Source organism: Flavobacterium anhuiense (genome assembly GCF_900101855.1).
Lineage (GTDB): Bacteria > Bacteroidota > Bacteroidia > Flavobacteriales > Flavobacteriaceae > Flavobacterium > Flavobacterium anhuiense.
Genome location: NZ_FMVC01000006.1, coordinates 261,550 through 286,135 on the forward strand (window position 1 = coordinate 261,550; position 24,586 = coordinate 286,135).

At 33.6% G+C, this 24,586-nt stretch carries 12 protein-coding genes; 5 read left to right on the forward strand and 7 right to left on the reverse strand.

Annotation, left to right across the window (positions count from 1 at the left end):
- Positions 1-213: 213 nt before the first annotated feature.
- The 3 genes from BLP44_RS17195 to BLP44_RS17205 are packed head-to-tail and all read left to right on the forward strand — an operon-like array spanning position 214 to position 6,882.
- Positions 214-3,456 (forward strand): SusC/RagA family TonB-linked outer membrane protein, encoded by a 3,243-nt coding sequence (locus BLP44_RS17195; protein ID WP_091134725.1) that lies wholly within the window; start codon positions 214-216, stop codon positions 3,454-3,456.
- An 18-nt stretch (positions 3,457-3,474) separates the two neighbouring features.
- Complete coding sequence (locus BLP44_RS17200; protein ID WP_091134727.1) at positions 3,475-5,277, forward strand: RagB/SusD family nutrient uptake outer membrane protein; 1,803 nt, start codon at positions 3,475-3,477, stop codon at positions 5,275-5,277.
- A 30-nt stretch (positions 5,278-5,307) separates the two neighbouring features.
- Complete coding sequence (locus BLP44_RS17205; protein WP_091134728.1) at positions 5,308-6,882, forward strand: DUF4957 domain-containing protein; 1,575 nt, start codon at positions 5,308-5,310, stop codon at positions 6,880-6,882.
- 131 nt (positions 6,883-7,013) lie between these two features.
- Here BLP44_RS17205 and BLP44_RS17210 read toward each other — a convergent pair whose 3' ends face one another.
- From BLP44_RS17210 to BLP44_RS17220, 3 genes are read right to left on the reverse strand one after another with little or no spacing between them, the layout of a single operon-like run.
- Positions 7,014-7,214, reverse strand: coding sequence for a hypothetical protein (locus BLP44_RS17210; protein ID WP_091134729.1), 201 nt, complete (start codon positions 7,212-7,214; stop codon positions 7,014-7,016).
- A 49-nt stretch (positions 7,215-7,263) separates the two neighbouring features.
- On the reverse strand, positions 7,264-8,205 hold the full coding sequence (locus tag BLP44_RS17215; protein ID WP_244511801.1) for a helix-turn-helix domain-containing protein: 942 nt from the start codon (positions 8,203-8,205) through the stop codon (positions 7,264-7,266).
- A gap of 1 nt (position 8,206) precedes the next feature.
- The gene (locus tag BLP44_RS17220; protein WP_008464718.1) at positions 8,207-8,770 is read right to left on the reverse strand and encodes a DUF6642 family protein; all 564 of its coding nucleotides are present in this window, start codon (positions 8,768-8,770) and stop codon (positions 8,207-8,209) included.
- A gap of 168 nt (positions 8,771-8,938) precedes the next feature.
- Between BLP44_RS17220 and BLP44_RS17225 the strand changes: the two genes are divergently transcribed.
- The gene (locus BLP44_RS17225; protein WP_008464720.1) at positions 8,939-9,544 is read left to right on the forward strand and encodes a 5'-methylthioadenosine/S-adenosylhomocysteine nucleosidase family protein; all 606 of its coding nucleotides are present in this window, start codon (positions 8,939-8,941) and stop codon (positions 9,542-9,544) included.
- A 30-nt stretch (positions 9,545-9,574) separates the two neighbouring features.
- On the opposite strand, the gene BLP44_RS17230 is transcribed toward BLP44_RS17225, so the two are convergent.
- The 4 genes from BLP44_RS17230 to BLP44_RS17255 form a co-directional block, all read right to left on the reverse strand.
- Positions 9,575-10,405: an SIR2 family NAD-dependent protein deacylase gene (locus BLP44_RS17230; RefSeq protein ID WP_091134733.1), complete on the reverse strand. Its 831-nt coding sequence runs from the start codon at positions 10,403-10,405 to the stop codon at positions 9,575-9,577.
- A gap of 637 nt (positions 10,406-11,042) precedes the next feature.
- Entirely contained in the window at positions 11,043-11,645 is a 603-nt protein-coding gene (locus tag BLP44_RS17245; protein WP_139159216.1) for a hypothetical protein, read from the reverse strand.
- Between the two features lies 1 nt (position 11,646).
- Entirely contained in the window at positions 11,647-16,551 is a 4,905-nt protein-coding gene (locus BLP44_RS17250) for a DUF6443 domain-containing protein (protein WP_091134738.1), read from the reverse strand.
- Positions 16,552-16,636: 85 nt separating this feature from the next.
- Positions 16,637-19,813 (reverse strand): hypothetical protein, encoded by a 3,177-nt coding sequence (locus tag BLP44_RS17255; protein ID WP_091134739.1) that lies wholly within the window; start codon positions 19,811-19,813, stop codon positions 16,637-16,639.
- 512 nt (positions 19,814-20,325) lie between these two features.
- Between BLP44_RS17255 and BLP44_RS17260 the strand changes: the two genes are divergently transcribed.
- Complete coding sequence (locus BLP44_RS17260) at positions 20,326-24,459, forward strand: hybrid sensor histidine kinase/response regulator transcription factor (RefSeq protein ID WP_091134896.1); 4,134 nt, start codon at positions 20,326-20,328, stop codon at positions 24,457-24,459.
- The last annotated feature ends 127 nt before the right edge of the window (positions 24,460-24,586 follow it).

Here is a 24,586-nt window from a genome sequence, read left to right on the forward strand (position 1 = left end):
TGTTTGTGTAATCGATTACAACTTTTTTTGACAATGTTCGCAATCGATTAAGTTAGATGATGAAAAAGGAAGTTAGAATAAAGCTTTAGTGAAGAGATAAATAAATTGCTGTTAAATAAAAAACCACAAATATTAAGTAAAAAATGAATTGAAAGTAACCACAAAAAACCACTTAACCAAAAAGAAAAACATTAATAACTTAAACAATCAACCATGAACTTTAAAGAACTATTAAACAAAGGAGCAAATTTTTGCTTTAAACTTGTTTTCTTACTGTGCTTATTGATCGGTAGTCAAGTACACGCGCAAGGCACAACGATAGAGGGAACCGTGAAGGATGCCGCGGGACTTTCTCTTCCTGGGGTAAACGTCTTAGAAAAAGGAACTAAGAACGGAACTTCTACCGATTTTGACGGGCATTACAAAATAAAACTGACCAATCCGAAAGCCGTATTAATCTTTTCTTTTATAGGGTTTCAAAGCATTAATGTTTCTACAGAAGGAAAAACTAAGGTAAATGCAACATTGATTGAAGATGCTAATAACTTAAATGAAGTTGTTGTAATTGGATATGGAACTTCTAAGAAATCTGATTTGACTGGTGCAGTTTCTACTATCTCAGGAGCAGACTTGAAAAAAGTGCCGGTAGCAAATGTTGCCGAAGCTTTAACTGGTAGAATTGCGGGTGTGCAAGTAACTGCTGCCGAAGGTTCTCCAGATGCAGATATTAGAATTAGAGTTCGTGGCGGTGGTTCACTTACACAAGATGCTTCGCCATTAATTATTGTGGATGGTTTTCCAGTTAATAACATGAATGATATTTCTTCATCTGATATCGATACGATGACTGTTTTAAAAGATGCTGCTTCAACTGCTATCTACGGATCACGTGGTGCAAATGGGGTAATTCTTATTACAACAAAAAAGGGTAAAGACGGAAAAATGGCAGTGAACTTTAATATGTTCTATGGCATGAAAACGATGGCAAAAGAAATTGATGTTTTGTCGCCTGAAGATTATACGAAATGGCAGTACGAATATGCTTTACTTTCTCAAACGGGAACAAAAGTGCCTTCTAACCCAGATTCATACACTAAGTATTTTGGAAATTGGGAAGATCATGACATGTACAATGGCTTAAAGGGAGATGATTGGCAAAAACAGATTTTTGGGCGTACAGGTGAGGTTCAAAGCCGTGATTTAGGAATTAGAGGAGGTACAGAAAAGTTGAACTACAATTTTAATTATGCTCATTACGATGAAAAAGCAATTATGATAGGCTCAAACTATAAAAGAAATAACCTGTCATTAGCTTTAAAAAGTAAATTAAATGATAAGATAGATGTTGGTTTTACTATGCGTTATTCAGATACAGAGATTGACGGTGGTGGTGTAAATGAACAAAACGAGAAGTCTTCATCAGATTCTCGTATGCGAACTATTGTTGGGTATGCACCACTTCCAGTAGCAGGTTTAACATCTGAAGATGTAAATGGAGATGGGTCAGATATGCTAATAAATCCTTTTACGTCTGTTTCGGATAATGATCGTCAGCAGCTTCGTAAAAACTTTAATATGCTAGGAAGTTTTGGATGGCAGATTGTAGATAATTTAAAGTTGAACGTAGATTTAGGTTTGGATAATTTTAATAATCAGGACTATCGTTTTTATGGGCTAACTACTTATTATGTGGCTAATGCGCCGCTAGCTACTATGCAGAATATGCCTGCAATGATTATGTCAGATACTAAAGATAGACGTTTCAGAAATGCTAATACGCTGACTTATGATTTCAAGAAAGTAATGGGAGAAGATCATCATTTGAATGTTCTTGTTGGGCAAGAAAGCATCGAATACAATTCGAATACTGTAACTAGCACAATACATGGATATCCAACGTTTTTTGATTTTGATCAGGCAAAAAAATTAACAACGCAAGGATCTCCGCAATCAGTAGATAATTACTATAGTCCAGATGATAAATTATTATCATTTTTTGGACGTGCAAATTATGACTACAAAAATCGTTACATACTTTCTGCTACATTTCGTGCCGATGGATCAAGTAAATTTTTATCGCAAAATCGTTGGGGATATTTTCCAGCTTTTGCAGCCGGATGGAAAATCTCAGAAGAAAGCTGGATGAAAAACCAAAGCTGGTTAAGTCTTCTAAAATTAAGAGCAAGTTATGGTGAGGCAGGAAATAACAATATTCCTGTTGGTCAGCAGATTCAAATTTTTCAATCTACAGCAACATCATGGATTAATGGCGTTACTAGTGTTTGGGCTCCTTCAAAAACAATGCCTAATCCTGATTTGAAATGGGAGACAACAGTAACTCAAAACTTTGGTTTGGATTTCGCATTTTTCAAAAATCGCTTAAGTGGTAATTTTGATATCTATAAAAATATTACAAGTGACTTATTAATTAATTTCCCTGTTGCAGGATCTGGATACGATTTCCAATATCGTAATATGGGAGAAACTCAAAATACAGGTTTTGAAGCTACTTTAAATGTTGTGGCTATTGAAAAAGCTAAATACGGATTGAATTTTTCATTCAATATGGGAATAAACAAAAACCGTATTAATTCATTAGGTACTATGAATGATTTTGGACAGGCAACAGGATGGGCTTCTTCACAAATTGGAGACGATTACCTTATAGCAGTTGGTGGTTCATTAGGTAGTATGTATGGTTATAAAAATGATGGAAGATATGAGGTTTCAGACTTTGATTATGTTGGAGGGAAATATGTTTTAAAAAGCGGAGTAGTTAACACGTCTACTTCTTTGGTAGGAGACGGAAGTTCTCTTAAACCAGGAGATATGAAATTGAAAGATGTTAATGGAGATGGAAAAGTAGATATAAATGATAAAACAGTTATCGGAAATGTTAATCCTAAAAGCTACGGTGGTTTTGTAATTAACGGAAATGCTTATGGATTTGATTTAATGGCGGCTTTTAACTGGAGTATTGGCAATGATGTTTATAATGCCGATAAAATTGAATTTTCAACAGCTACTGCTTCAGGAAAGTATAAAAACTTAAACTCTACAATGGCAGATGGAAAAAGATGGACAAATCTAGATCCAGCAACTGGCCAATTGGTAACAGATCCTACTGCATTGGCAGATCTTAATGCTAATACAACAATGTGGTCGCCTTATATGAGATCTGCTATTTTTACAGATTGGGCAGTGGAAGATGCGTCGTTTTTAAGATTAAATACTCTAACATTAGGATACACAATGCCTGAAATGTTTACATCTAAACTTTCAATTTCTAAATTGAGATTTTATTTGACAGCAAGCAATGTTTTTGTTTGGACTAACTATTCTGGTTCTGATCCAGAAGTTTCAACCAAAAGAAAAACTCCATTAACTCCTGGAGTTGATTCGAGTCCATATCCAAGAAGCAGACAAATGATTTTTGGATTGAATCTTAATTTCTAATTTAAAAGACTACACAAAATGAAACATAAAATATTAATAGCGGGATTGATTATTTCAGGTCTATTTAGTTCTTGCCAGCAATTTGAAGATGACTATTTAGATGCGCCTGCACAATCAACATTAGATGCTTCTGTAATTTTCTCTACAGCGGGACTTGCAAAAGGAGCTATTGACGGAATAAAAGTGCCATTTGCGGAGACTAACTCTTATAGAGGAAGATTTTTACCTTATTATGGATTAAATACAGATGTAGAATGGTATAATACTTCGCAAACAGCAGGGGATAAGGCAGATTTGTGTGTGTATGATGCTAAGCCAAGTAATACTGAGATGAATACCACTAATAACGCTTATGCCATGATGTATTCAGGTATTGAACGAGCAAATGTTTGTATTCAAGGTATACGCCAATATGGAAATCCTGCACCAGGTACAGAAATGGGACAGCTATTAGGTGAAGCTTTAACGTTAAGAGCTATTTACTATGCTGATTTACTTAAGTCATGGGGAGATGTTCCAGCTCGTTTTGAGCCTATTACAAGCGCCACTTTATATTTGGCTAAAACCAATAGAGACATTATTTACAAACAACTAATTGCAGATTTAGGAGAAGCATCGACATTAGTGGCTTGGCCTAATGAAACAGCTTACACAAGTACAGTAGAACATGTAAATAAGGCTTTTGTAAAAGCATTTAGAGCGCGTTTGGCTTTGGCTGCAAGCGGTTACCAGCAATATCCTGATGGAGTAAGAAGAAGTAATGATCCAGAACTTTCAGTTGCTAATATGTATGCATTAGCTTTAAAAGAATCTCGTGAGGTAATCCAAAGTGGTTCTGCTCGTTTAGAATCTACTTTTGAGGGATTGTGGAGAAAATACAATGAAGAGAATACTGCTGCAGGAGGAGAATCTCTTTGGGAACTTCCTTTTTCTGATGGACGTGGTAGAATGTTATTCACTTTTGCTGTAAAACACACGGCTGCGGTTGACCAATTTCAAGCTAATGGCGCTAACCGTGGAGGTGTAGCAGGTCCGTTGCCATTTGTTTTTTACGATTACGATCAAGCCGACGCTCGTAGAAATGTGACTTGTGTCCCTTATAAATACGGTGCTGCAGTTAATGGTATTGCTAAACAAGAATTAGGAACTTTAGATACATGGTATTTTGGTAAATATCGTTACGAATGGATGAAACGTTATGTAACATCTACGAATGATGATGGAGTGAATAAAATGTACATGCGTTTTGCCGAAGTACTTCTTATTGCGGCTGAAACAGCAAATGAATTAGAAGGGCCAAGTGCAGCAATGCCTTATTTGAAGGAAGTTCGCAGGAGAGCATTTTCTTCGGCAGACCAAGCTGTAAAAGTTGAAAATTATGTAAATGCCTTAACGAGTAAAGAAGCAATGTTTAATGCGCTTGTTGAAGAAAATAAATATGAGTTTACAGGAGAGATGGAGCGTAAACAAGCACTTATTCGTTGGAATTTGCTTAAGGCAAACTTAGACAAAGCAAAACAAAAAATGGCAGAATTATCGGCTCGTACAGGACAATACGCAGATGTGCCGGCTACTTTGTATTATAAATATCAAGCGGATAATGTGAGTTTAGATATTTACGGTCTTAATAGAGGAGAAACCACAAATCCGGGAGTAGCTTATTCATCTACGCCATGGACTTGGACAGGAACAGCTGCAGATGCCAAGATAGCCTCACTTTATAAAGTAGGAGTGAACCCTGATAATAGACAATTCTGGCCAATTTGGCAAGTGTTTATTGATGGAAGTAATGGTCAGTTAAAAAATGATTACGGTTATTAAAATCTTTCAAAAAATTAATAATAAATTATTATGATGAAAACATTAGATATATTTAAAGGTTTAATAACTGTATTACTTTTTTCAATTGCGGTTTCAAGCTGTGAAAGTTATAATGAAGCGTTGTTAGACGGTATCGAAAATACAAGAGAATTTTCTCCAATTGGACTGACAGCAAAAATTAGAAACTCAACTACGGTTGAATTAAACTGGACAGTTAAGGCAGAAGAAAATCCAGATCATTATGTAGTGGAATTTAGCGCAGATGATCCTGAGTTCAAAACTATTTATAAAACAATGAATGTTGCCGCTTCTCAACTTCCTGTGCAAGTAGCATTAGAAGGAGAAACTGTTTACTATATTAGAGTAAAAGCAGTTAGTGGTAAAGGATTAGAAGATTCTAAATGGTATGTTACGACAGCTACAACATTGACAGAACAAATTTTCTTTCCAGTCCAGGATGCAGATATTGAAGCAACTCAGGTTACATTAAGATGGACTCCTAATAGTGCAGTAACACAAATTTCCGTTCAGCCAGGGAATATTACACACACAATTACGGCAGCAGAAAAAACAGCTGGAGTTGCAACTATTACTGGTCTTACAGGTGAAACTGCTTATACCGCAACTTTATTAAACGGAACGAAGAAAAGAGGGGTAGTAACTTTTACTACAGGAATTGATATTGGAACGGGGATATTGGTTAAACCAGAAGATGATGTACTTCAAAAAATTGCTAGTGCACCTTCTGGATCTGTTTTGGTTTTCATGCCCGGTGATTATACAGCTCAAACTGGAACAATAGCAGTAAATAAAACATTAACATTGAGAGGTTTGAGACCTGGTGATAAACCAAAACTTAAATTTAATTTCACTCTTGCCAACAACCCTAATAATACAAGTGAAGTAGTTAATTTCTCTTTAGTTGATATCGATTTAAGTGGAGCAGGAACAACTGGCGGTGCAATTACAATTGGTACAGCAGCTACAACAAACTTAGGAGATGTTTTAATAAGTGGTTGTAATGTTCATGATTTCCCATCTCAATTAATGTATGGAAATGCATCAGCAAAATTAAAATCGTTCACTGTTGATAATAGTATTATTAAAAATGTTAACACCGCTTCTGGGGCTGATTTTATTGACTTTAGAACGACTTATGTGGCAAGTGTTTCTTTAACAAAAAGTACATTTGACAACTGTTCATCGCGTGACTTTATACGTTTAGACGCAGCTACTGGATTGACAGGAACAGGGTTAACAAGTAATGTGTTAATTGATGCATGTACGATCTATGCGCCTACATTGCCAGCAACGAGCAGAATTTTGTATGTCCGTTTTAATGCAAATGCATCAATAGTGCGTAATACACTATTTACGGTTGGATCAGCGTCTTATACTAACAATACGGCAACTGCTGCTCCTACGTTCTCAAACAATAATAATTTCAATTCACCTAATTTACAGGTTGCAGCAAGTAACAATAGATCAGATACTTCTGCAACTGTATTAGATCCTCAATTTACAAGTGCGACAACAGGTGATTTTACTCTTAAGAATCAAACATTAATTGATAGAAAAGTAGGAGATCCACGTTGGATAAAATAAAAAAATCGTGGTTGATTAAATAGAAAAAGCGGGATACAATTAAGTTTGTAATCCCGCTTTTTTATGTACAATTTTTAATCATTTGATTCGAATAATTAATAATTCTAATTTCATATAAAGCGTATAAGGTTTTATTCTAATTCGATACAATCGAAAACTGGATTGTCTTGCAGTAATGTTGCAACATTCAATTCGCTGTCAACTCTCAGAATATTATCGCAATCTTCGAGATCAAAATTCCACAGAGAATTAGGCAATAATTCATTTAAGAGTACAGAAGCCGATTCAAATTTGGCTTGGGTATCAACGGAGGTTTTAAAAACATAAATCATAGTTTGCATTTTTGAGGAAGCAAATTTCTGAAAAACGTCTACATATTTGTTAGGATTCTTTAATCAATAATTGGGACTTATCAATCAATTTTCGATATCGAATAGGAGAAATTCCTTCTGTCTTTTTGAAAAAACGGCTAAAGTAAGATTGGTCTTCAAATCCTACCTGTGTTGCGATTTCCCCTACTGAGAGAGTGGTTTGAAAGAGTAAATATTTTGCTTCGAGCAATATGTTTTCGTCAATCCATTTAACGGCAGATTTTCCTGTAATGGTCTTGACACATTTATTCAAATGGTTTGGAGTGACATTCAATAGAGAAGAATAGTAATTTACCTGATGTTGGGTTTTTATATGATCATGAATTAGTTCTTTGAATTTTGTTGTAATGGCTTCCGCAGCTGAAATATTTTTCACAGTTTTTACAGCATTTTTATTCATTTCATAAAATAGCGTAATCAGATACGATTGTACTATATTTAAATCTGTAATCGTGGTCTCTGAATATTCCTTTTTCAATCGCTCCAATATGTTTGTAATGGGAGCAATATCTTCGAGAGCCAGTTTGATTTTCGGATTTCCAGAAATCTTCAAAAAATCAAAATCATTCAACAATTCACGGCTGCCATATTTCCGAATCAAAATATCAGGATGAAACTGACAGATGTAACCTTTATGAATATTATTGATATTGTCTAGTGAAAAAATCTGTCCAGCAGGCACCATAATCATTTCGTTATCAGTTGTGATATATTCCTGATATCCCAATTTCATCTTGTGCTGTCCCGAAGAAATAAAAATTAAAGTATGGCAGGAATGTTTAGAAGGCGGAACAGGATGCTGCATCTGCATCATTTCTTCGATTTCAAGACAGAAAAAATGATCCGAATTTGACTTGAAAAGCAAATGAATAGGATTGTCTTCTCCCAGAAATTTCTCCCGAAAGCCTTTTGGATTGTACGTTTTGATTTTTTCAGCCTGCTTTTTTTTCATTTTAATAATATAATCTAAAATCAAGCAGTTTGCATAAATTGTAATGTTTGGTATAAAGATCCTCAACAACCTCAAACAAATTGTCGTTTTCTTGATACAGACTAAAAAATGCTTTGTCAATAGTACTGCAACTGGCAATTTTATTATAAGTAGAACCATACCCAGAAATAGCTCTAGCGCCAGTAATATCTAAGAAATATTGTGCTTCTTCTTCGTTTAAATCTAAAACTTTAAGATTGGCAAAATGAATGATTTTCCCTTTCATTTTTCCTTCAAACAATTCAGCGATTTCTTCTATGCTGTAATAATAATCGTGAAGGCATATGTTGTTTTCCTGACCAGGCATTGCCAAATAAATAATCTCATAATCTTTGAAATTGTGATCTTCATATAGCAAAATATTCAAACTTTCTTCTAAACCTTCAATCGTATCGCAAGTTTTATGAATGCTAGAAATGCCCTGGTCAATTGCCAGTTCTTCCAGACATTTTACCACATGGGTTGGGCTATGATCGTCTATATCTCGAACGCCTTCTAGGCAGAAAATAAATTTTTCATTATCCATGCAGTTATACTTTGGATTTAAACTTTTTTAGTGGTTTTAGCAAATGTATTTTTTATATCATAAAATACAATAGAGAAAACAGACTTTAACGTCTTTTTTGGATTTTAATATAGGTTAGAGCTACGTAAACTTTTAAGCGTATTTTTGTAAACCGAAAATAATTTACGCATGATACAAATTAACCAAACAGCATCATTTGCTGTTGAAGATATATTATTCTGTTTTGCGCTCGAATCTGAAGCAGCAGAAGTTTTTAAAGGACACAATGTTTTAATTACTGGAATCGGAAAAGTAAACGCAGCTTATGAGCTGACAAAAGCCATTCTAAAGAAAAAGCCCTCTGTAATTATAAATCTAGGTTCGGCAGGAAGCAGCTGTTTTCAAAAGGGCGACGTAATCTGCTGTACCAAATTTGTTCAAAGAGATATGGACGTTCGCGGTTTAGGTTTTGCATTATACGAAACGCCTCTTTCTGGTTTACCTCCAGTTTTAGAATATGGTTTGTTAATGGACAATCTTCAAGAAGGAATCTGCGGAACGGGAGATAATTTTGAAATGGGACATTGTTCAGACGCGTACAATGTGGTTGATATGGAAGCGTATGCTCTAGCCATGATTGCCATGAAAGAAAATATTCCGTTTTTAAGCTTAAAATATATTTCTGACGGAGCCGATGATAATGCAGCAGAAGATTGGACAGTTCAGGTTCATAAAGCAGCAATTGCTTACGGTAAAATTTTAGGATTGATAAAAGAATCAGAAGCCATTTCTTAATTGAAGTGGCTTTTAGATTTTTCGAATATTCTATAAAGTTAAATAAGTGTTTCTAATTATTTCTTTAATCATTTTTAAAGCTTCAGTCGATGTTTTTCGAATAATGATTTTATTCTTTTTATCCTTTATCAAAGCGGTAAACTGATTGTCTTCTATATTAATATCAACGATAGTTCCTCCATATTTTAAAGTGGTTTCTGCAATTGCAATCGGGAGATTTGTTGCGCCCGAAGTTCCCAGAATAAATAGTATTCCAGAATTTTTAGCAATTTTTAAAGAACTGAATTTTTTATTTGTTTTCTCATCATAATATTCATCAAACCATAAAATATTAGGTCTCATCCAGCTTCCGCAACTTTGGCATTTTAAAAGTTCTATTTCTCTTTCCGTCAGATCTTCATCGATTTCTTTTCCTTTTATTTCTTCGGGTAGATTTACGATTTCTTTACAGCCGTTCGAACATTTAATTTCTCTATTGTTGCCATGGATTTCGAAAATTCTTTCAGTTCCGCTTTGTCGGTGTAAATTATCAATGTTTTGGGTAATAAGATGAAATCGGTCTTTCAGGATATTTTCAATTTCAACCAATTCGTAATGACTTTCATTTGGTTTGGCATTTTGAAACATTTTTTTTCTAAACAACGAATATTGCCAGACTTCTTCCGGATGTTCTTTGAAATATTTAAAAGTTCCAAATTCTTCTGGTTTATGAAATTGTGTTCCTTTAACCCAAATACCGTCAACACCTCTATAAGTTGGAATACCGCTTTCTGAAGAAAGTCCGGCTCCTGTCAAAAAGGTAAAGAGGTTTCTTTTGTTTTTAGTTGAAACGTATTTTATGATATCTTCTAATTGTTGCATGTTTAGTTTTAAAAAACAGTTTTTTTGATTAAATATAAATTAAAAATAGATACCTCAGCTTTCTAATTTTAATTCAATAAAAAACGGACTTTTAAAAATGATTCCCCACGCTGCGCAAATGTCTCTGACTTTGCGCCACTCAAACAAATATTTTAAAAAGCGTATACATCTCAAAGTCTCTGACTTTAAAACAAAACTTCTTAGTAAAAAAGAATTTCAAGATGGGATTAGGAAAAAGTCGGAGACTTTTGAGACGTTTTCTGTTAGACATAATGCAAAAAAAATTGCGCAAAGTCAGAGACATTTTGCGCAGCTTTTCATAAGGAACTCTTTGTGGAGCAGGGTTCAGTGCAAAAGGAATTCAGGATAGCTGTGCATTAAACATTCTTGCACTTGAAAGGAAATATCAAAAGTCCATTTCAACTGCTTCAGAAAACTTTCAAAATTTCGAATCAAAAGAGTGTGTGAAGGAAAATCTGGCAGACATTCTACTACGTGGAGAGAAAGTAAATGACTATGTTTCAAAACAATTTAAACAAAAAAAGAAAAAGAGGCTTTACAAAGGAATATAAAATAATCAAGGGTGCAAAATACTCCCTTGATTATTTTAAATGACTTTTATTAGTAATCTAAATATTTACCACCATGCTATCTTTTTTGTTAACAAATCAAATCTCGATTTTACAGCTGCGTCGACTTCATTTTCATTCGTAATAATTTCTTTTCTATAATTAAAAGAGTCTTCAAATCTAGCTAATATCGTATAATCTTTGTTAAGTAATAAACTCTCCTTTTTCGGTTCGGATCCTTTTTCATCATAGTATAATTTATAGACATTTTTATACTGTTCAAAGTTTATTACCCCTTTTGTACAAATAAAAAAATTGTCAAGTTTTCTATCCACAAAAAAGCATGTATCTTTCTTTGTCTTCCTAAAATATAAGTACTTTTCATTGTCATCTTGCACATTTGAAAAAATAAAAAGATCTGATCCTTTCTTATAAAAAACTTGTTTAAAAGCAATGAGTTTTTTCCCTTCTAAATTAGTCGATACATATTTTTCTGTAATCGAATCATTCTTAAACTCATATTCCCTGAGCGAAAATCCAATTACAGAATCTTTTTGAGAACTAATTTTATAATATATTTTCTTTACTACTATTTGATTTTCTATTTTACTACAAGAGAAAAAAGAAATGGGTATAATTATTAAATAAAACCACAATATTATTTTATTCATTTTACTTCTTTTTTTTAGGATTAGTTTCTTGACCTTTAGCATACGACGCATTAATATCTTTGTTTACCATTTTTTGCACTTGAACAGGATTAAGAACAGTTTTTAATTGGGATACAAACTCAAAGAATTTTTTAGCTCTTCCTTCTTTATCATCTTTCATAGAGAGATGATCTTTATAACCCGAAGGATTTGAATCAGCATATTCCAAATAAGTCAACAATGCGTCACCGTTTCCACCTCTTTTGTAGGCATTTATTAAATTCTCTAAATATTGATTTAAATGCAGGAATACCTCATGACCTACTGTTTCCGCATCGTTAGCTAAATCACCAAAAGTATCCTTATTTAATTTCATTTGAAAAGAGATTCGCCCTCCTGAAAAAGATGGATCAGTTGTTTTCCCATAATACCCTGTTTCACCTTCAACTTCCGTGAAATACATATTATGCTTGGAATACTTCCCATCCTTATCAAAGCTTAAGCTACCTATTTTATCCCCTTTTTTTGCGAAATTTGATAAAAAGCTATATCCCATTTTAGTTTTTCCAAATGCTTCAATGCCCTTTTGAACATCTTTATCAAGTTTATTAAACGCAACTTTTTCATATTTTCCAGTTTCTTCATTCATCTGCCAGAATAAAATATCTTCTCCTGTTGGATCTACATATGAAATCGGATTGTTAACAAAAGAACTATAAGGAGATAATGAATAATAACTTTCACTATGCGGATCCATGTTCATCCAGCGACCAATTGCTGGGTCATAATTTCTTGCATGATAATCATAAAAGTTAAGCCCCAGCTCGTCTTGAAGCTCCTTTCCATTGTACTTATACTTTTGTGCTGTGCTATTCCCCTTAGTTATATTATTGACATAATTATATCCTTTATGTTTTAAACCAAATGGATAATAGTTGTTTTCTTCCTGAACAACCAGATTTTTATCATAGCTTAAACGAACGTTGTCTAAATGATCTTTGTATTGGTAAATATAATCAAAAGTTCCTAAGTTATTTGATACATATCCTTCTGGCTGTGAGAAAAATTGTAACTGGTTGTTTTCATAAATAAATCCACCAGCATAATCGGTTGTGGTGGTATTTACAATTTTTTGCTGTTTTGATCCTGTTGCATCATAATAATATTTGATGCTTTGCCCCTGAATTGTTACTTCGTCTGGCAGATTCAAATGGTTGTAACTAACAGCTGTGATTCCTTTATTGGTATCGGTTTTCATATTTCCATTGGCATCATAAGTATAATCTACAGATGTATCATCTCCTAAACCGGTATAATCATCTTTAAAACCTTGAGTTTTACTCCCTAAATCTGAAACAATCTGGAGTTTATTGCCATTGTCGTAGCTGTAGGTAAGATCATCCATTACACCAAAATGGGATGGAATATTAATATCTGGTACACCACCAACCAATTCTCCATTTCTCTTTAATTTCAGAATATTACCGTTCAGGTCATAAGTAAGGCTTTCGTTAAATTTATTTAAATTGTCATCCGCATTTTTAAGTCTGTTCAGCTTATCGTAAGTATAGGTATAGTATTTAATGCTGGTATCATCATTTTTTGTTTTCCAAAAAGTCTGGCTAATGTTTCCGTTAAATAGTTTTTTATTCGGATCGGTACTATCATTATAGTTAATTTGAAAAGCAAACAAATCACTTCCAATAGCATTGATGTCATTAATGTTTTTAAGCCATCCTCTAATATTGTACTTGTATTTAACGTTTTGCAATCTGTTTTGTGAAGCTTTGTTTCCAACACCTTTACTTACTAATTGACCTAATTCATCGTAAGTATTATCCACAATAATTTCCGGATCTGTCGCACCATTTATAGCTTGTGTTTGTTTCGTTAATCTGCCTGCTTTATCATATTCAAATTTGTCAACAATAATGGTGGTTACACTATTTCTAACATGTGTTGAAGTTGTTTGTGTTATATTACCTGGAAAGTCAAATTCACTTTGTACAGTAGCGACTGTATTTAAAAACTCATTTTTAGTATAAGTATAAAAAGGCTTGCTCTTAGCATTGTAATAAGTCCAGTTTGTAATCCAGCTGTCTGTAGTTAAAATGCGGGTTTTTGATCCTGTTGGCAATCCTTTTGCATTAGTGAGGGCACCCATAGAAGAAATATCTGCCGGTAACGCGTCGGAATTATAATCGTCATAATAACTTATTGTAAATAAATTAATAGTGGCATCATTTACATTCGGGAAGGCATTATTACTATAGTAAACACTTGTACCATTAATAGTATTGAGTGTTTGTTTTTGCTCAAAAAAAGTATTGTTTTGATCCGCAAAAGACTGCATTAAAGCACGGGTTGTTTTTACCGCATTTATATATTCGCCTGTATAAACAACTCTGCCAAAAATGTCATATTTGGTAAACAGCCATTTGTTTTGGGCTCTTAAATTAGCATCTTGCGTTAAAATAGGTTTGTCTTGTTTGTTGTAAACAATATATTCCCAGTCTTTTCCTGGCAGTTTCTTTTCAATTAATCTGTTTCTTGGGTCATAGTGGTATTGATAACATAAATTATCTAAAACACTTTGATTGCCATTATCAATAACTGCAGAAAAGGTACTACCAGCTTTGGCATGAAATCCATCTGTTAATCGAATAGAATTGGATGCTTTTAAATGAAGCGGGGCACTGCCTGGATTAATCACTGCAGCAGTATCAATACTAGTTCTAATATTGGTTGAACCAAGAAGATCTAAGGCTTTGGGAGGAAGCACAAAGCTGAGGTTTCCAAAATCATCATAAACATAATAGGTATCGTGTTTTTTGTTACTTGTTTCGTCACCTACCATTCCGTAGGTTCTTTTTAGCACAACCTGTCCGTCTTTGGTTTTGAACTCCACTGTAGCACCATCTGTTTCTTCCAGAGAATTGGTTACAGTGTTTAATTTAGAATTTTCATCAAAAACAACATTTTTGTAAAGCATTTTTTCGGTGTAATATCCTGAATTCTTTAATTTGGGTACATATATACCATATTCAAGAACAAAATCTACTGTAAAAAGCTGTACTTCGTCAGTAGCATTTGTTTTATAATCCATTTTTATTTCATTACCTCCGCCTAAGCGCCAGTCATAGCCTGGTGCCGACTGCTTTAGAACTCGGTTAAGTGGCGAAGGCTCTAAATCTTTTTGAGAGTAAGGATTTGAGGCGGTCGCATTGATGTCTGCTGGATAGTGATTGGCGTAATAGGTTTTAGTAGCAAGATCAATATCTGCCGTTCTAAAGGCACCACAGTTGTTTCCGTCTGTATAAGGTAGGTATTCTTTGTCTTGTCTGCCATAATCATCATACCCCACGTGTGTTATAATGTCATAATTATTAACAGCACCCGCTCTTACTTCAATTTTTTGTTTGGGTCTTCCGATACCATCATAATAGGTTATAGATTCCAGTTTTTGACTGTTGGTAAGCGCATCAATATCTGTGCTTTCTATTATAGGAGTAGTGGTATGAACATAACTCTCTTCAGTACTTATGCCATCACAATTAAAAGGCTGTAAATTAATAAAAACATCGGCAGAGGCTGGGGAAATACATCCTGAGTAATTTGTTACAGTAAAATTATGTACAATACCGGCTTTAAGACCTGTTACGTAGGCAACAGGACCGGAACCATAAAGATCTCCAGGATTTATTCGCCAACTACCCCCTGGAAGACCTGTTAATGTAACATTTCCTGTTGGAGTACTTAAAGTAGGATGTGTTATAGTACCGACAATGGGTGCTGTAGGAGTAACAGGTTGCGCATTAATAGTAAAAGAGGTTAAAGGAGATGAAATGTTAGATTCAGAAGTGGCTTTTATGGTATAGTTACCTTGTGGTGCTAAAACTTTTGATCCTAATATACTTACATCTGTCGATGGCGTTACGGTATAAGTATAAGACGAATTATAGTTGGTTATGGTGAATTGTCCCTTACTAGTATTACAATCTGGCTGTATAATATCAGACAGCACAGGAGCATCTAGTGTTGAGGATTGTGCATTGATAACTACATTTGCCGAAGCATTGGAGGTACAGCCAGAGGCATTTGTAACTGTAAAATTGTAGGTAGTAGCAGGATTTAATCCCATTATGGTTGTTGACCATCCTGTTCCAGAAATATTCCCAGGATTAATCACCCAGGTACCAGAATCTGGAAGATCTGTCAAAGTTACACTTCCAGTTGGTGTTGTAACAGTTGGCTGCGTAACACTTTGTATTACCGGAGCGGGAACACCAATAAAATAGGAGACACTGCTAGATTCATCACTCCAATATCCATTGTTACGTCTGGCTCTTAAATAATATTCAGTACCCGATGTAACAGTTATGGTAGAAGAAGAATTAGCCATACTGGTTCCCGTTGGGCTAGTTTGCCAATACCAAGTAATATCCTGTCCGCCGGTTCTTATATTTCCAGGAGGGTCGTTTCTTTGCAGCACAACCTGATTACAGCCCGAACTTATTATTACTGGAGCATCAGGTGTTGCCGGTGTTGGAAGAACTGTAACATTGAGTTCAGCATAATATTGATAGTTTTCTCCTTGCCTTTGGTATAAAACATATACTTTTTCCTGACTTGGTGAACCGTCCCAATAAACTTCTGCATCGGCTTGGTAATTTTCATTTATATAAGTTAGCACTGTACCATTATTTACAATCATCCAATTGAAATTATTATACAATGAAGCTGAAGGAGCATTATTGTCCATAGCATCTTTTAGGGAATAAGATACAACATCTCCGTAATGAACTGTTGTTGGGCCATCCAAATACAACTGACCCGTTACCTGTGCCTGAATTTGAGATGGGTTAAGGATCATTATCATCACCAAAACCACAAAAACAAATGTATTTTTTATTTTATTATGTATCATATTAAAAGTTTAAATTTTACAATAGCATTAAGCAGTTGCTGACATGACATGTCAACAACATTATGCTGGATTTGTGTGATAATTTTTAGTTGGTGAAGTGGTATTTATTGGCAGAAAGGATTTTTTTATCATTATCCTTTACCTGTTTTAATCTTCCATAAGCATCATACTCATAATATGTCGTAAATTCTTTGGGATCAGTGATGCTTGTAACTCCGATAAAAGGATCGTAGGTGTAGGTCGTGACCATGGCATCTGGGAAACCAGCTCTCAAAAGTTTTAATTTTTGAATTAAATTGCTTTCAGTTGAAGCATTGATCTCTCCAAATGAAGCAGCAACAGCATTGTTGATAAGAGTCTGCTGGGTAGCTGTTATGATATTGTTATGACCGCTTAATAAGCTTGCGTTTTCAATTTTGGCAATAGGATATTTTTTATTATCATATCCCCAGATGTAACATACAGATGCTTTTCCTTTCGGAGTAATTTGCATTGGATTTCCTTTATCATCATAAAGATCATAGGTGATTTCAGGATTTGTACCATAATGAGAATCCTTTGTTACTCCATTAAAAGCAGAAAACTGTGAAGGAGGTATTGGTCTATTTAATTCAGTTATATAATTTTGATCAGGAACAAAATTTTCATCGCTTTTTTTGTAGGTAAGTACCGAGCTGTTGATTACTTTATTGTTTTTTAATGATGTTTTTTCAACTAAAGGTGATAAAACATTTGCATTTACCATTTGGCTGTAAATTCCTGTATTGATATTAAAAGGATACAGAAATTTTTGCACAAGGTTTTCTCCTTTCGAATTCAAAGATGAAGACTGTTTGATAAATGATGGTTTGTTTTCATCATACTCATTATTTGTAGTCTGAACAATGCTTGTGCCGTTATCAAAAAATGATTCTTCTTTAATAGAAGATAAATATTCAGCACCTATAGTATATTTTTGAAGTTTATGCCCAAAAAAGGACCCAGGATTTTCCTTAAATCTTTGTAGTTCTTCAATTGCAGTTTCACCAGATTGTTCTCCTGTTCTTACGTCATATGCGATAAAAGTTTTGTACTTGTATATAGAAAGATCGTAAATTTCATCTACTATTGTATAGTCGTATGAATAGTCTGTTTGTTTAACTTTAAAGTATGAGGTGTTATCATTTCTGTATTCAATTTTTTTTGTGAGATAATTACCGTGCCAAAAAGTAGAAGGATCAATAACAGGTTTATATTTTTGATATCTTAAGTAACGAGTATCCATATCGTAGTCATAACGTAAAGGAATATTATGGACGTAATAATTTTCAATTTTGCCTTTGTTTTTATGACTTTCTCCTATATACTCTGTGACCATGTCATAGTTTACAAGATTGTTTAAAAAGGTATAAAAAGAACCAGGAAAAAAACCAGTTATATATCTAGTCCTATAGTATCCTTGTCCTTGATCAAGTGGGAAAAATGGCGTTCCTGTTTCTCCATCCCAATATACGTTAGTATCTCTAATGTAGTACATTGTTGCACTTTCTTCAAAATAATTTTTTACATTAGGATCTGGTTGGAGATAAGTAGGAATTATACCAATGCCATTCTCATTTTGTCCATAAGTAAACTGTCTTTTTTTAAGCTCTATACCATTTTTGTCTTTATCAATTATGGTTTTGATTCTTAGGCCCCCACATTTTCTAATTGCATAAAAATCTTGATATTTATTACCTTCATAGTCAAAAATAGTTGTACCTCCGCTAGGATATTTAATAGATTGAATCATTCCAATTTTCATATCATCTTCATTGCTGTATCTATTGTTTCCACTTCCAATTTCATTTTGATATACTGTTTGCATTCCACCAATACAAGTTGGATAGCGCCAATAAATACTGACAACATCTTTTAATATTACATTTTCAACTTGTGAATTATAATAACCCCAATAATCGGCGCTGTTACATAATTTATCTACTCCAGGAAATTTTTCTAATGAATAATAATTTAAGTCATATTTCTCTATTATTTCATCACTGCTACCTTTAAATTTGATTGAATTTAAAAAACTTACACCATTAAGTGGTTTTACATCAAATTCAGCTTGTCTTAAAACTTTATTGGCTTTAGAAATTTGAATTTTATTTAGTATTAATTCGTTAACATCTCCGCTATTTTTTTTGTAAGAAAAATCAATAATCATATCATTGTAGCTAATTGTAGTAATATAATAACTCTCGTCATTGGGATAAGCAGGTTCGTTGTAATTTCGTACAAAATAATCTCCTGATTCAAAAAGTGCCCTTTTAGTGGCAGAAAAGAGAGGAGAGTCACGAAAAGCACCAGGGCAACCTGCTCTATTATAATAATTTACATAATCATCTAAGTAGTCATTGATTATAACTGGAGTAAGAGGACTTTTTGTGTATACATTCGTATATCTATAATCAAATTTTATAATATCTTTTTTATTTGGTGAAATTATAGAAGTTAAATGCCAGGAATTAACATGTTCGTAACCAGGAGTATATTCGTAAAACTTTTTACCACTGTCGCTCTTACCAAAAGTATACGTATAACCTTGATCGTCAATTATTTCAAAATTGGTAAAAGTTAGAAGGTTGTTAAAGCCACCTTCAATAGTTATATTATTTATTTTGTAAGGTTTATAAGGCATGAAAGATGCCGTCTTTACTCCATTTATATCTTTTAAAATGAATTTTCCGCTTTCTCCATTGGGTAAGGAAAAGGTAAAAATATCATATTCCGTATCCTCATATTTACCATATATTCCAGGCATTCCTATATGATACAGGTCGTTGTTTTGAAAAATAGGATTATTATTAAAATAACCTTTGTCAGCTCCACCACCATAAAGAGTCATCCAATCTGGTGAAAAGAATTGATCAATACCTTGTTTATGAGGTCTCCTCTCATCAGGATAACCTCGAACTTCACGACTTATAAAACCACTTGCATTTAAAGCCCATTTTAAACCAAGCATTCCATTTTCTGCAATGTCAGCTCTCAAACCTGAAGCATGAAACATTAGTTTTAGTGGTAAGTTTTTATCTGCAAAAGGAATATCATAAATAGGAATGGTAATATCAACTAATCCTCTTGATAAGTCAACAGGATAATCTGCAAATTGTTTTAAAAGATGGACTTGAGGAGATTTTATTCGTTCCTCTGTCAAATTTTGTGGATTGGCAAATTGGCTTTGAGAAAAGCTTTCGACTGATAATAAGGCAATAAAAAAAAGTAGAACTTTGGTCATAGTTTCGGTAATTGAGATAGTTTGTTTTGTGTTGATATAAATGAAAAACGAATTAATTTAAATCAGAAAAAGACAATAGGTATTAAGTAGACAATTGATAAAAAAGAGAGCAAAAAACAAAATGTTCATTTTAAAATGAGGGATGAGAAGATAAAATTTAGCATAATGTATAAACAACTTTTTTCCTGTTAAATTTCAGCTAAAATAATGATTAAAATTTATTTTGCAAGAGTTGATATGTGTGTTTTTTACAATTGTTGCAAGTTTTTAATAATTTGTAGTAAAAATTACTTTTGTTTTATTTAATGCTTTGTTGAATTTTGTTTGCTAAGAAAAAGCACTTCAAATTTAACTCAACCGATTCATCTTCATAAAAGTACATCTACACCCCTTAAAAAGAAAAAACTCCCTCCTTTATTTTTCGCAATAGCGGTATTTTGCAGTGCATTCGATTGATTTTTTTCATAGGTTTATTGAAATTAAATTACTCGGGCGTTTATTCTATTTTGTTTATGAAAAACATCAAAAACTGCATTTTAAGTCTTATTCTATTTTTTGCGACTGTTATCAGTTCATTTGCTCAAAGTTCCGATTTGTACTTTGATCATATTAACTACGATAACAGTTTTTCGCAGAGTATGATTTCGAGTATTCATCAGACCAAAAAAGGTTTTATCTGGATTGGAACGGCGAATGGTTTAATCAGTTATGACGGATATGATTTTCTGCGATATGTTTACAATAAAGATATTCTGAACAGCATCAGCAACAATCATATAAATGTAATTCTGGAAGATAACGAAAGACAGCTTTGGATTGGAACCAATAACGGATTGAATCTTTTTAATAAAAATGAAAAAAGCTTTTTGCGCGTTGACGTTCAGAAAATAAAAGGCGGAAGAAACTATATTTCATCCATAATTCAAGACGATCAAAACCGAATTTGGATCGGAACTTTTGGCGGAATCAAACGCCTGAACAGACAGAAATATCTGTTGGAAGAAATCTCAAACGATCATAATTCGCCATTCAGAAAAAGTAGGGTTTTGTCTTTGTTTTATGATCGAACTTACGGAGTTTTAGTTGGAACATCCAAAGGTTTGGAATGTTTTGATCCTAAAAACGGTTCGAAAAAAACGCTTCCAAAAGTTTTAGCAGAAAATGAAGCTTTACTAAAATCAAAAATCTGGAAAATTATTAAAGAAAAAAATGGCGATTTATGGTTTGCTACCGAAGCAAATGGTGTTTTTCGTTTTGAGGTCAGCAAAAATTCTGTGACCAATTTTCTTCTAAATGCAAATAACAGAAAAAGTTTGTCTTCCAATTGGGTAAATGACATCGTTTCTATTGATGACAATACGATCTGGTTTGCCACAAAAAATGGTTTATGCGTTTACAAAAAAGACAGAAATGAATTTACAAAATATGGGCATAATCCGTTACAGAATTACAGTCTTTCTGATGATGATGTCAAATGTTTTCTAAAAGATCGTCATAATGATATTTGGATAGGTACGAATGGAGGAGGAGTTAATTTTTTCCAGAAAACGAATACCAATTTCACAAATATTAGAGAAGTCATAAAACCAAATTTCGGACTGAATACAGCCTTTGTTAATGCTGTTATAAAAGAAAATGACGGATCTGTTTGGGCTGGCACCAATGGCGGAGGCTTAAATTATCTTGATTTTAGAAATAATAAAAATGCTTCTTATCAAATTGAAGCTCATGATTTTGACAAAAGCGTGAACATGATAACGGTTTTAGCGAATCAAAACGAACAAAATTTGTTTTGTGGAACTTTCAACGGGTTATTCAAATTCAATAAAAACACTAAAACATTTCAGTTTATATCGCTTTCGCGAAAGGATTCCAAAGAAAGAGAACGTCCGATTACGTCTTTATTGATGGATAACGGAGATCTCTGGGTGGGAACAAATGGCAACGGATTGAAAAAAGTAATGCCTGATGGAACGGTCGAAATTTATATGGCCGATGGTTCTGCCAATTCGCTCACTGATAATTTCATTACAGATATTGCAAATAGAAAGGACGGACTTTGGATTGCCACACAATATGGTTTAAATTATTTCGATAAAAAGTTAAAACAAATTACCCGAGTTTTCAAAGCAGGTCCTAAAAGCGGTTTGTCAAATAATAGTCTTACGGTCATGTTTACCGATTCTAAAAACCGATTTTGGATTGGTGCAGAAAGTGGAGGCGTAAATATTTTTGACGAAAAGAAAGGCCGTTTCTTCGAAATCAACCGTTCGATGGGTTTTACAGATGAAACCATCAAAAGTATTTCTGAAGATGCCGAAGGAAATATCTGGATTAGTGACAATAATTTGCTTTATAAAATCAAAACCAAAAATGTAAAACCTGTTCCTAATATTAAAGATTTTGAAATCACTTCTTTTTCTTCGAATGATGGTTTGAAAGTAAAGCAATTCTCAAACAATTGCAGCATAAAACTAAATGAAAAAGAACTGGTTTTTGGATGTTCAAATGGTTTAATCATTTTTAATCCTTCCAAATTAATTAAAACAAAAGATAAATCACCAATTGTTTTAACCAAGCTAATTGTTAATAATGAAGAAATTAAACCTGGAAATAAAGAGGTTTTTTTGGAAAAAAGGATAAGCGAAACTTCAGAAATCACTTTAAAGCACGATCAAGGATACATCGGATTAGAGTTTAGTGCGATGAATTTTATTTCGCCAGAAAAAAATGAATATGCTTATAAATTGGAAAGTTCATTTAATAAAGACGAATGGCATGTGATAGGCTCACAGCATTATATTAACTTGACTAATTTGAATTCGGGAACTTATCTGCTGAAAATTAAAACGTCTAATGGAGGAGGAGAGTGGAATCCGACAATTAAAACTTTAAAAATTATCATGTTACCGCCTTGGTGGAAAACTTGGTGGGCCTATTTGTTTTATATCGCACTATTGGCTGGTGCTTCGGTTTTATTGTTCCGTTTTTTAAGAAATCGAGAATTATTAAAACAAGCTTATTATTTGGAACAAGTTGAAAAAGAAAGACAGGAAGAATTGTATAAAATGAAATTGGATTTCTTTACCAATGTTTCTCACGAAATTAGAACGCCATTGACATTAATTAGCGGACCAGTTGAAGAACTTCTGAGCGGTGCCGAAAAAGGTTCAAATCTTGAGCATAAACTGAAAACCATTAAAAGCAATTCTGATCGATTGTTAAAATTAGTCAATGAATTAATGGATTTTAGAAAAGCTGAAAAAGGAAGCATGAAAATCTATTGCGAACAACAGGATATTGTTTCATTTTGTTTTGATATTTACGAGTCATTCCGCGGAATTGCAGTCGAGAAAAAAATCGATTATAAGTTTGTGCTGAATATCAATACGGCTTTGATTTATTTCGACAAAAACCAAATGGAGAAAGTAATCTACAATCTGCTTTCGAATGCTTTTAAATTTACCAGTAAAAATGGCCGTATCACTCTTGCGGTAGAACAAAAGGAAGGTGAAGATTTTATCGAAATTAAAGTCAAAGACAATGGAATTGGGATTCCAGAAAACAGAAAGAAGAAAATCTTCAAGAATTTTTTCCAGTTGGACGAACGCGGAAGCGCCAATTTAGGAAGCGGAATTGGTTTGGCTTTAAGCAAAAGCATTGTAGAGCTGCATCATGGCGAAATAAAGGTGCAGACAGAAGCCGATTCTAATTTCAATACCATATTTACAATAAAATTGAAGAAAGGAAAAGAGCATTTTAAAAAATCGCAGATTGTTGAAAATTCAGTTAAAATCGAAGAAAATGCAAATCCGATTTCGGATGTTAAAACTGAAATTGATCTTTATGAACCAGAATATTTGGATGATGCGGAAAACACTTTTAAAAAGACCGTTCTGGTAATTGAAGACAATGAAGAAGTACTCTCTTTTGTGTATGACATTTTATATGCCGATTATAAAGTGCTGAAATTTACAAATGGAATCCAGGCGCTGGAATACATGGAAAAGGAAATTCCAGATTTAATTGTAAGCGATGTGATGATGCCAGAAATGGATGGTTTTGAATTGTGTACGATTTTAAAAACAAGTCAAAATACCAATCATATTCCGGTTATTTTATTGACGGCAAAATCTTCGACTTTAAATAGAATCGAAGGGCTTTCGACTGGTGCTGATGCTTATATTTCGAAACCTTTCAGTATAGAAGAATTAAAACTTACGATTGCCAATTTATTATCTGCAAAAGAAATTATGCGTCAGAAATATGGCGATGGATTTACTGGAGATACAGAACAGGAAAATCTAAATACTCCTGAAGGACAGTTCCTCAAAAAACTGATTCAGATTATCGAAGCCAATCTTGACAATACCGATTTTGATGTAAATGATCTGGTAAACGAAATAGGAATGAGCCGAACGGTATTGTATAAAAAAGTACAGTCGCTCACAAATCAGTCAGTGGCTGGTCTCATTAAAAATATGCGTTTAAAGAAAGCAGCGAGTTTATTGGCCAATACCAGTTATTCAGTTTCTGAAGTTGCTTATATGGTTGGTTTTAATGATCGAAAACACTTTAGCAAAGAGTTTAAGAAGTTTTATAATTTATCGCCAAGTGAATATAAAGGAGCTCAGAGTAAAGTTTAACGGCAATCCCGATAGCTATCGGGAGTGAAGGTTTAAGCAAAGTCCGCAAAGTTGAATATTAAACTTTGCGGACTTTGCGCTTTTATTCCTTGCGAGCTTTGCGGTTAAATATTCGAAAAAAAATAAC

What these genes read in the sequence shown, in the direction of transcription:
- BLP44_RS17195 (WP_091134725.1), top strand. Translation starts at nt 214, where the DNA reads ATGAACTTTAAAGAACTATTAAACAAAGGAGCAAATTTTTGCTTTAAA.
- BLP44_RS17200 (WP_091134727.1), top strand. Translation starts at nt 3,475, where the DNA reads ATGAAACATAAAATATTAATAGCGGGATTGATTATTTCAGGTCTATTT.
- BLP44_RS17205 (WP_091134728.1), top strand. Translation starts at nt 5,308, where the DNA reads ATGATGAAAACATTAGATATATTTAAAGGTTTAATAACTGTATTACTT.
- BLP44_RS17210 (WP_091134729.1), bottom strand. Translation starts at nt 7,214, where the DNA reads ATGATTTATGTTTTTAAAACCTCCGTTGATACCCAAGCCAAATTTGAA.
- BLP44_RS17215 (WP_244511801.1), bottom strand. Translation starts at nt 8,205, where the DNA reads ATGAAAAAAAAGCAGGCTGAAAAAATCAAAACGTACAATCCAAAAGGC.
- BLP44_RS17220 (WP_008464718.1), bottom strand. Translation starts at nt 8,770, where the DNA reads ATGGATAATGAAAAATTTATTTTCTGCCTAGAAGGCGTTCGAGATATA.
- BLP44_RS17225 (WP_008464720.1), top strand. Translation starts at nt 8,939, where the DNA reads ATGATACAAATTAACCAAACAGCATCATTTGCTGTTGAAGATATATTA.
- BLP44_RS17230 (WP_091134733.1), bottom strand. Translation starts at nt 10,405, where the DNA reads ATGCAACAATTAGAAGATATCATAAAATACGTTTCAACTAAAAACAAA.
- BLP44_RS17245 (WP_139159216.1), bottom strand. Translation starts at nt 11,645, where the DNA reads ATGAATAAAATAATATTGTGGTTTTATTTAATAATTATACCCATTTCT.
- BLP44_RS17250 (WP_091134738.1), bottom strand. Translation starts at nt 16,551, where the DNA reads ATGATACATAATAAAATAAAAAATACATTTGTTTTTGTGGTTTTGGTG.
- BLP44_RS17255 (WP_091134739.1), bottom strand. Translation starts at nt 19,813, where the DNA reads ATGACCAAAGTTCTACTTTTTTTTATTGCCTTATTATCAGTCGAAAGC.
- BLP44_RS17260 (WP_091134896.1), top strand. Translation starts at nt 20,326, where the DNA reads ATGAAAAACATCAAAAACTGCATTTTAAGTCTTATTCTATTTTTTGCG.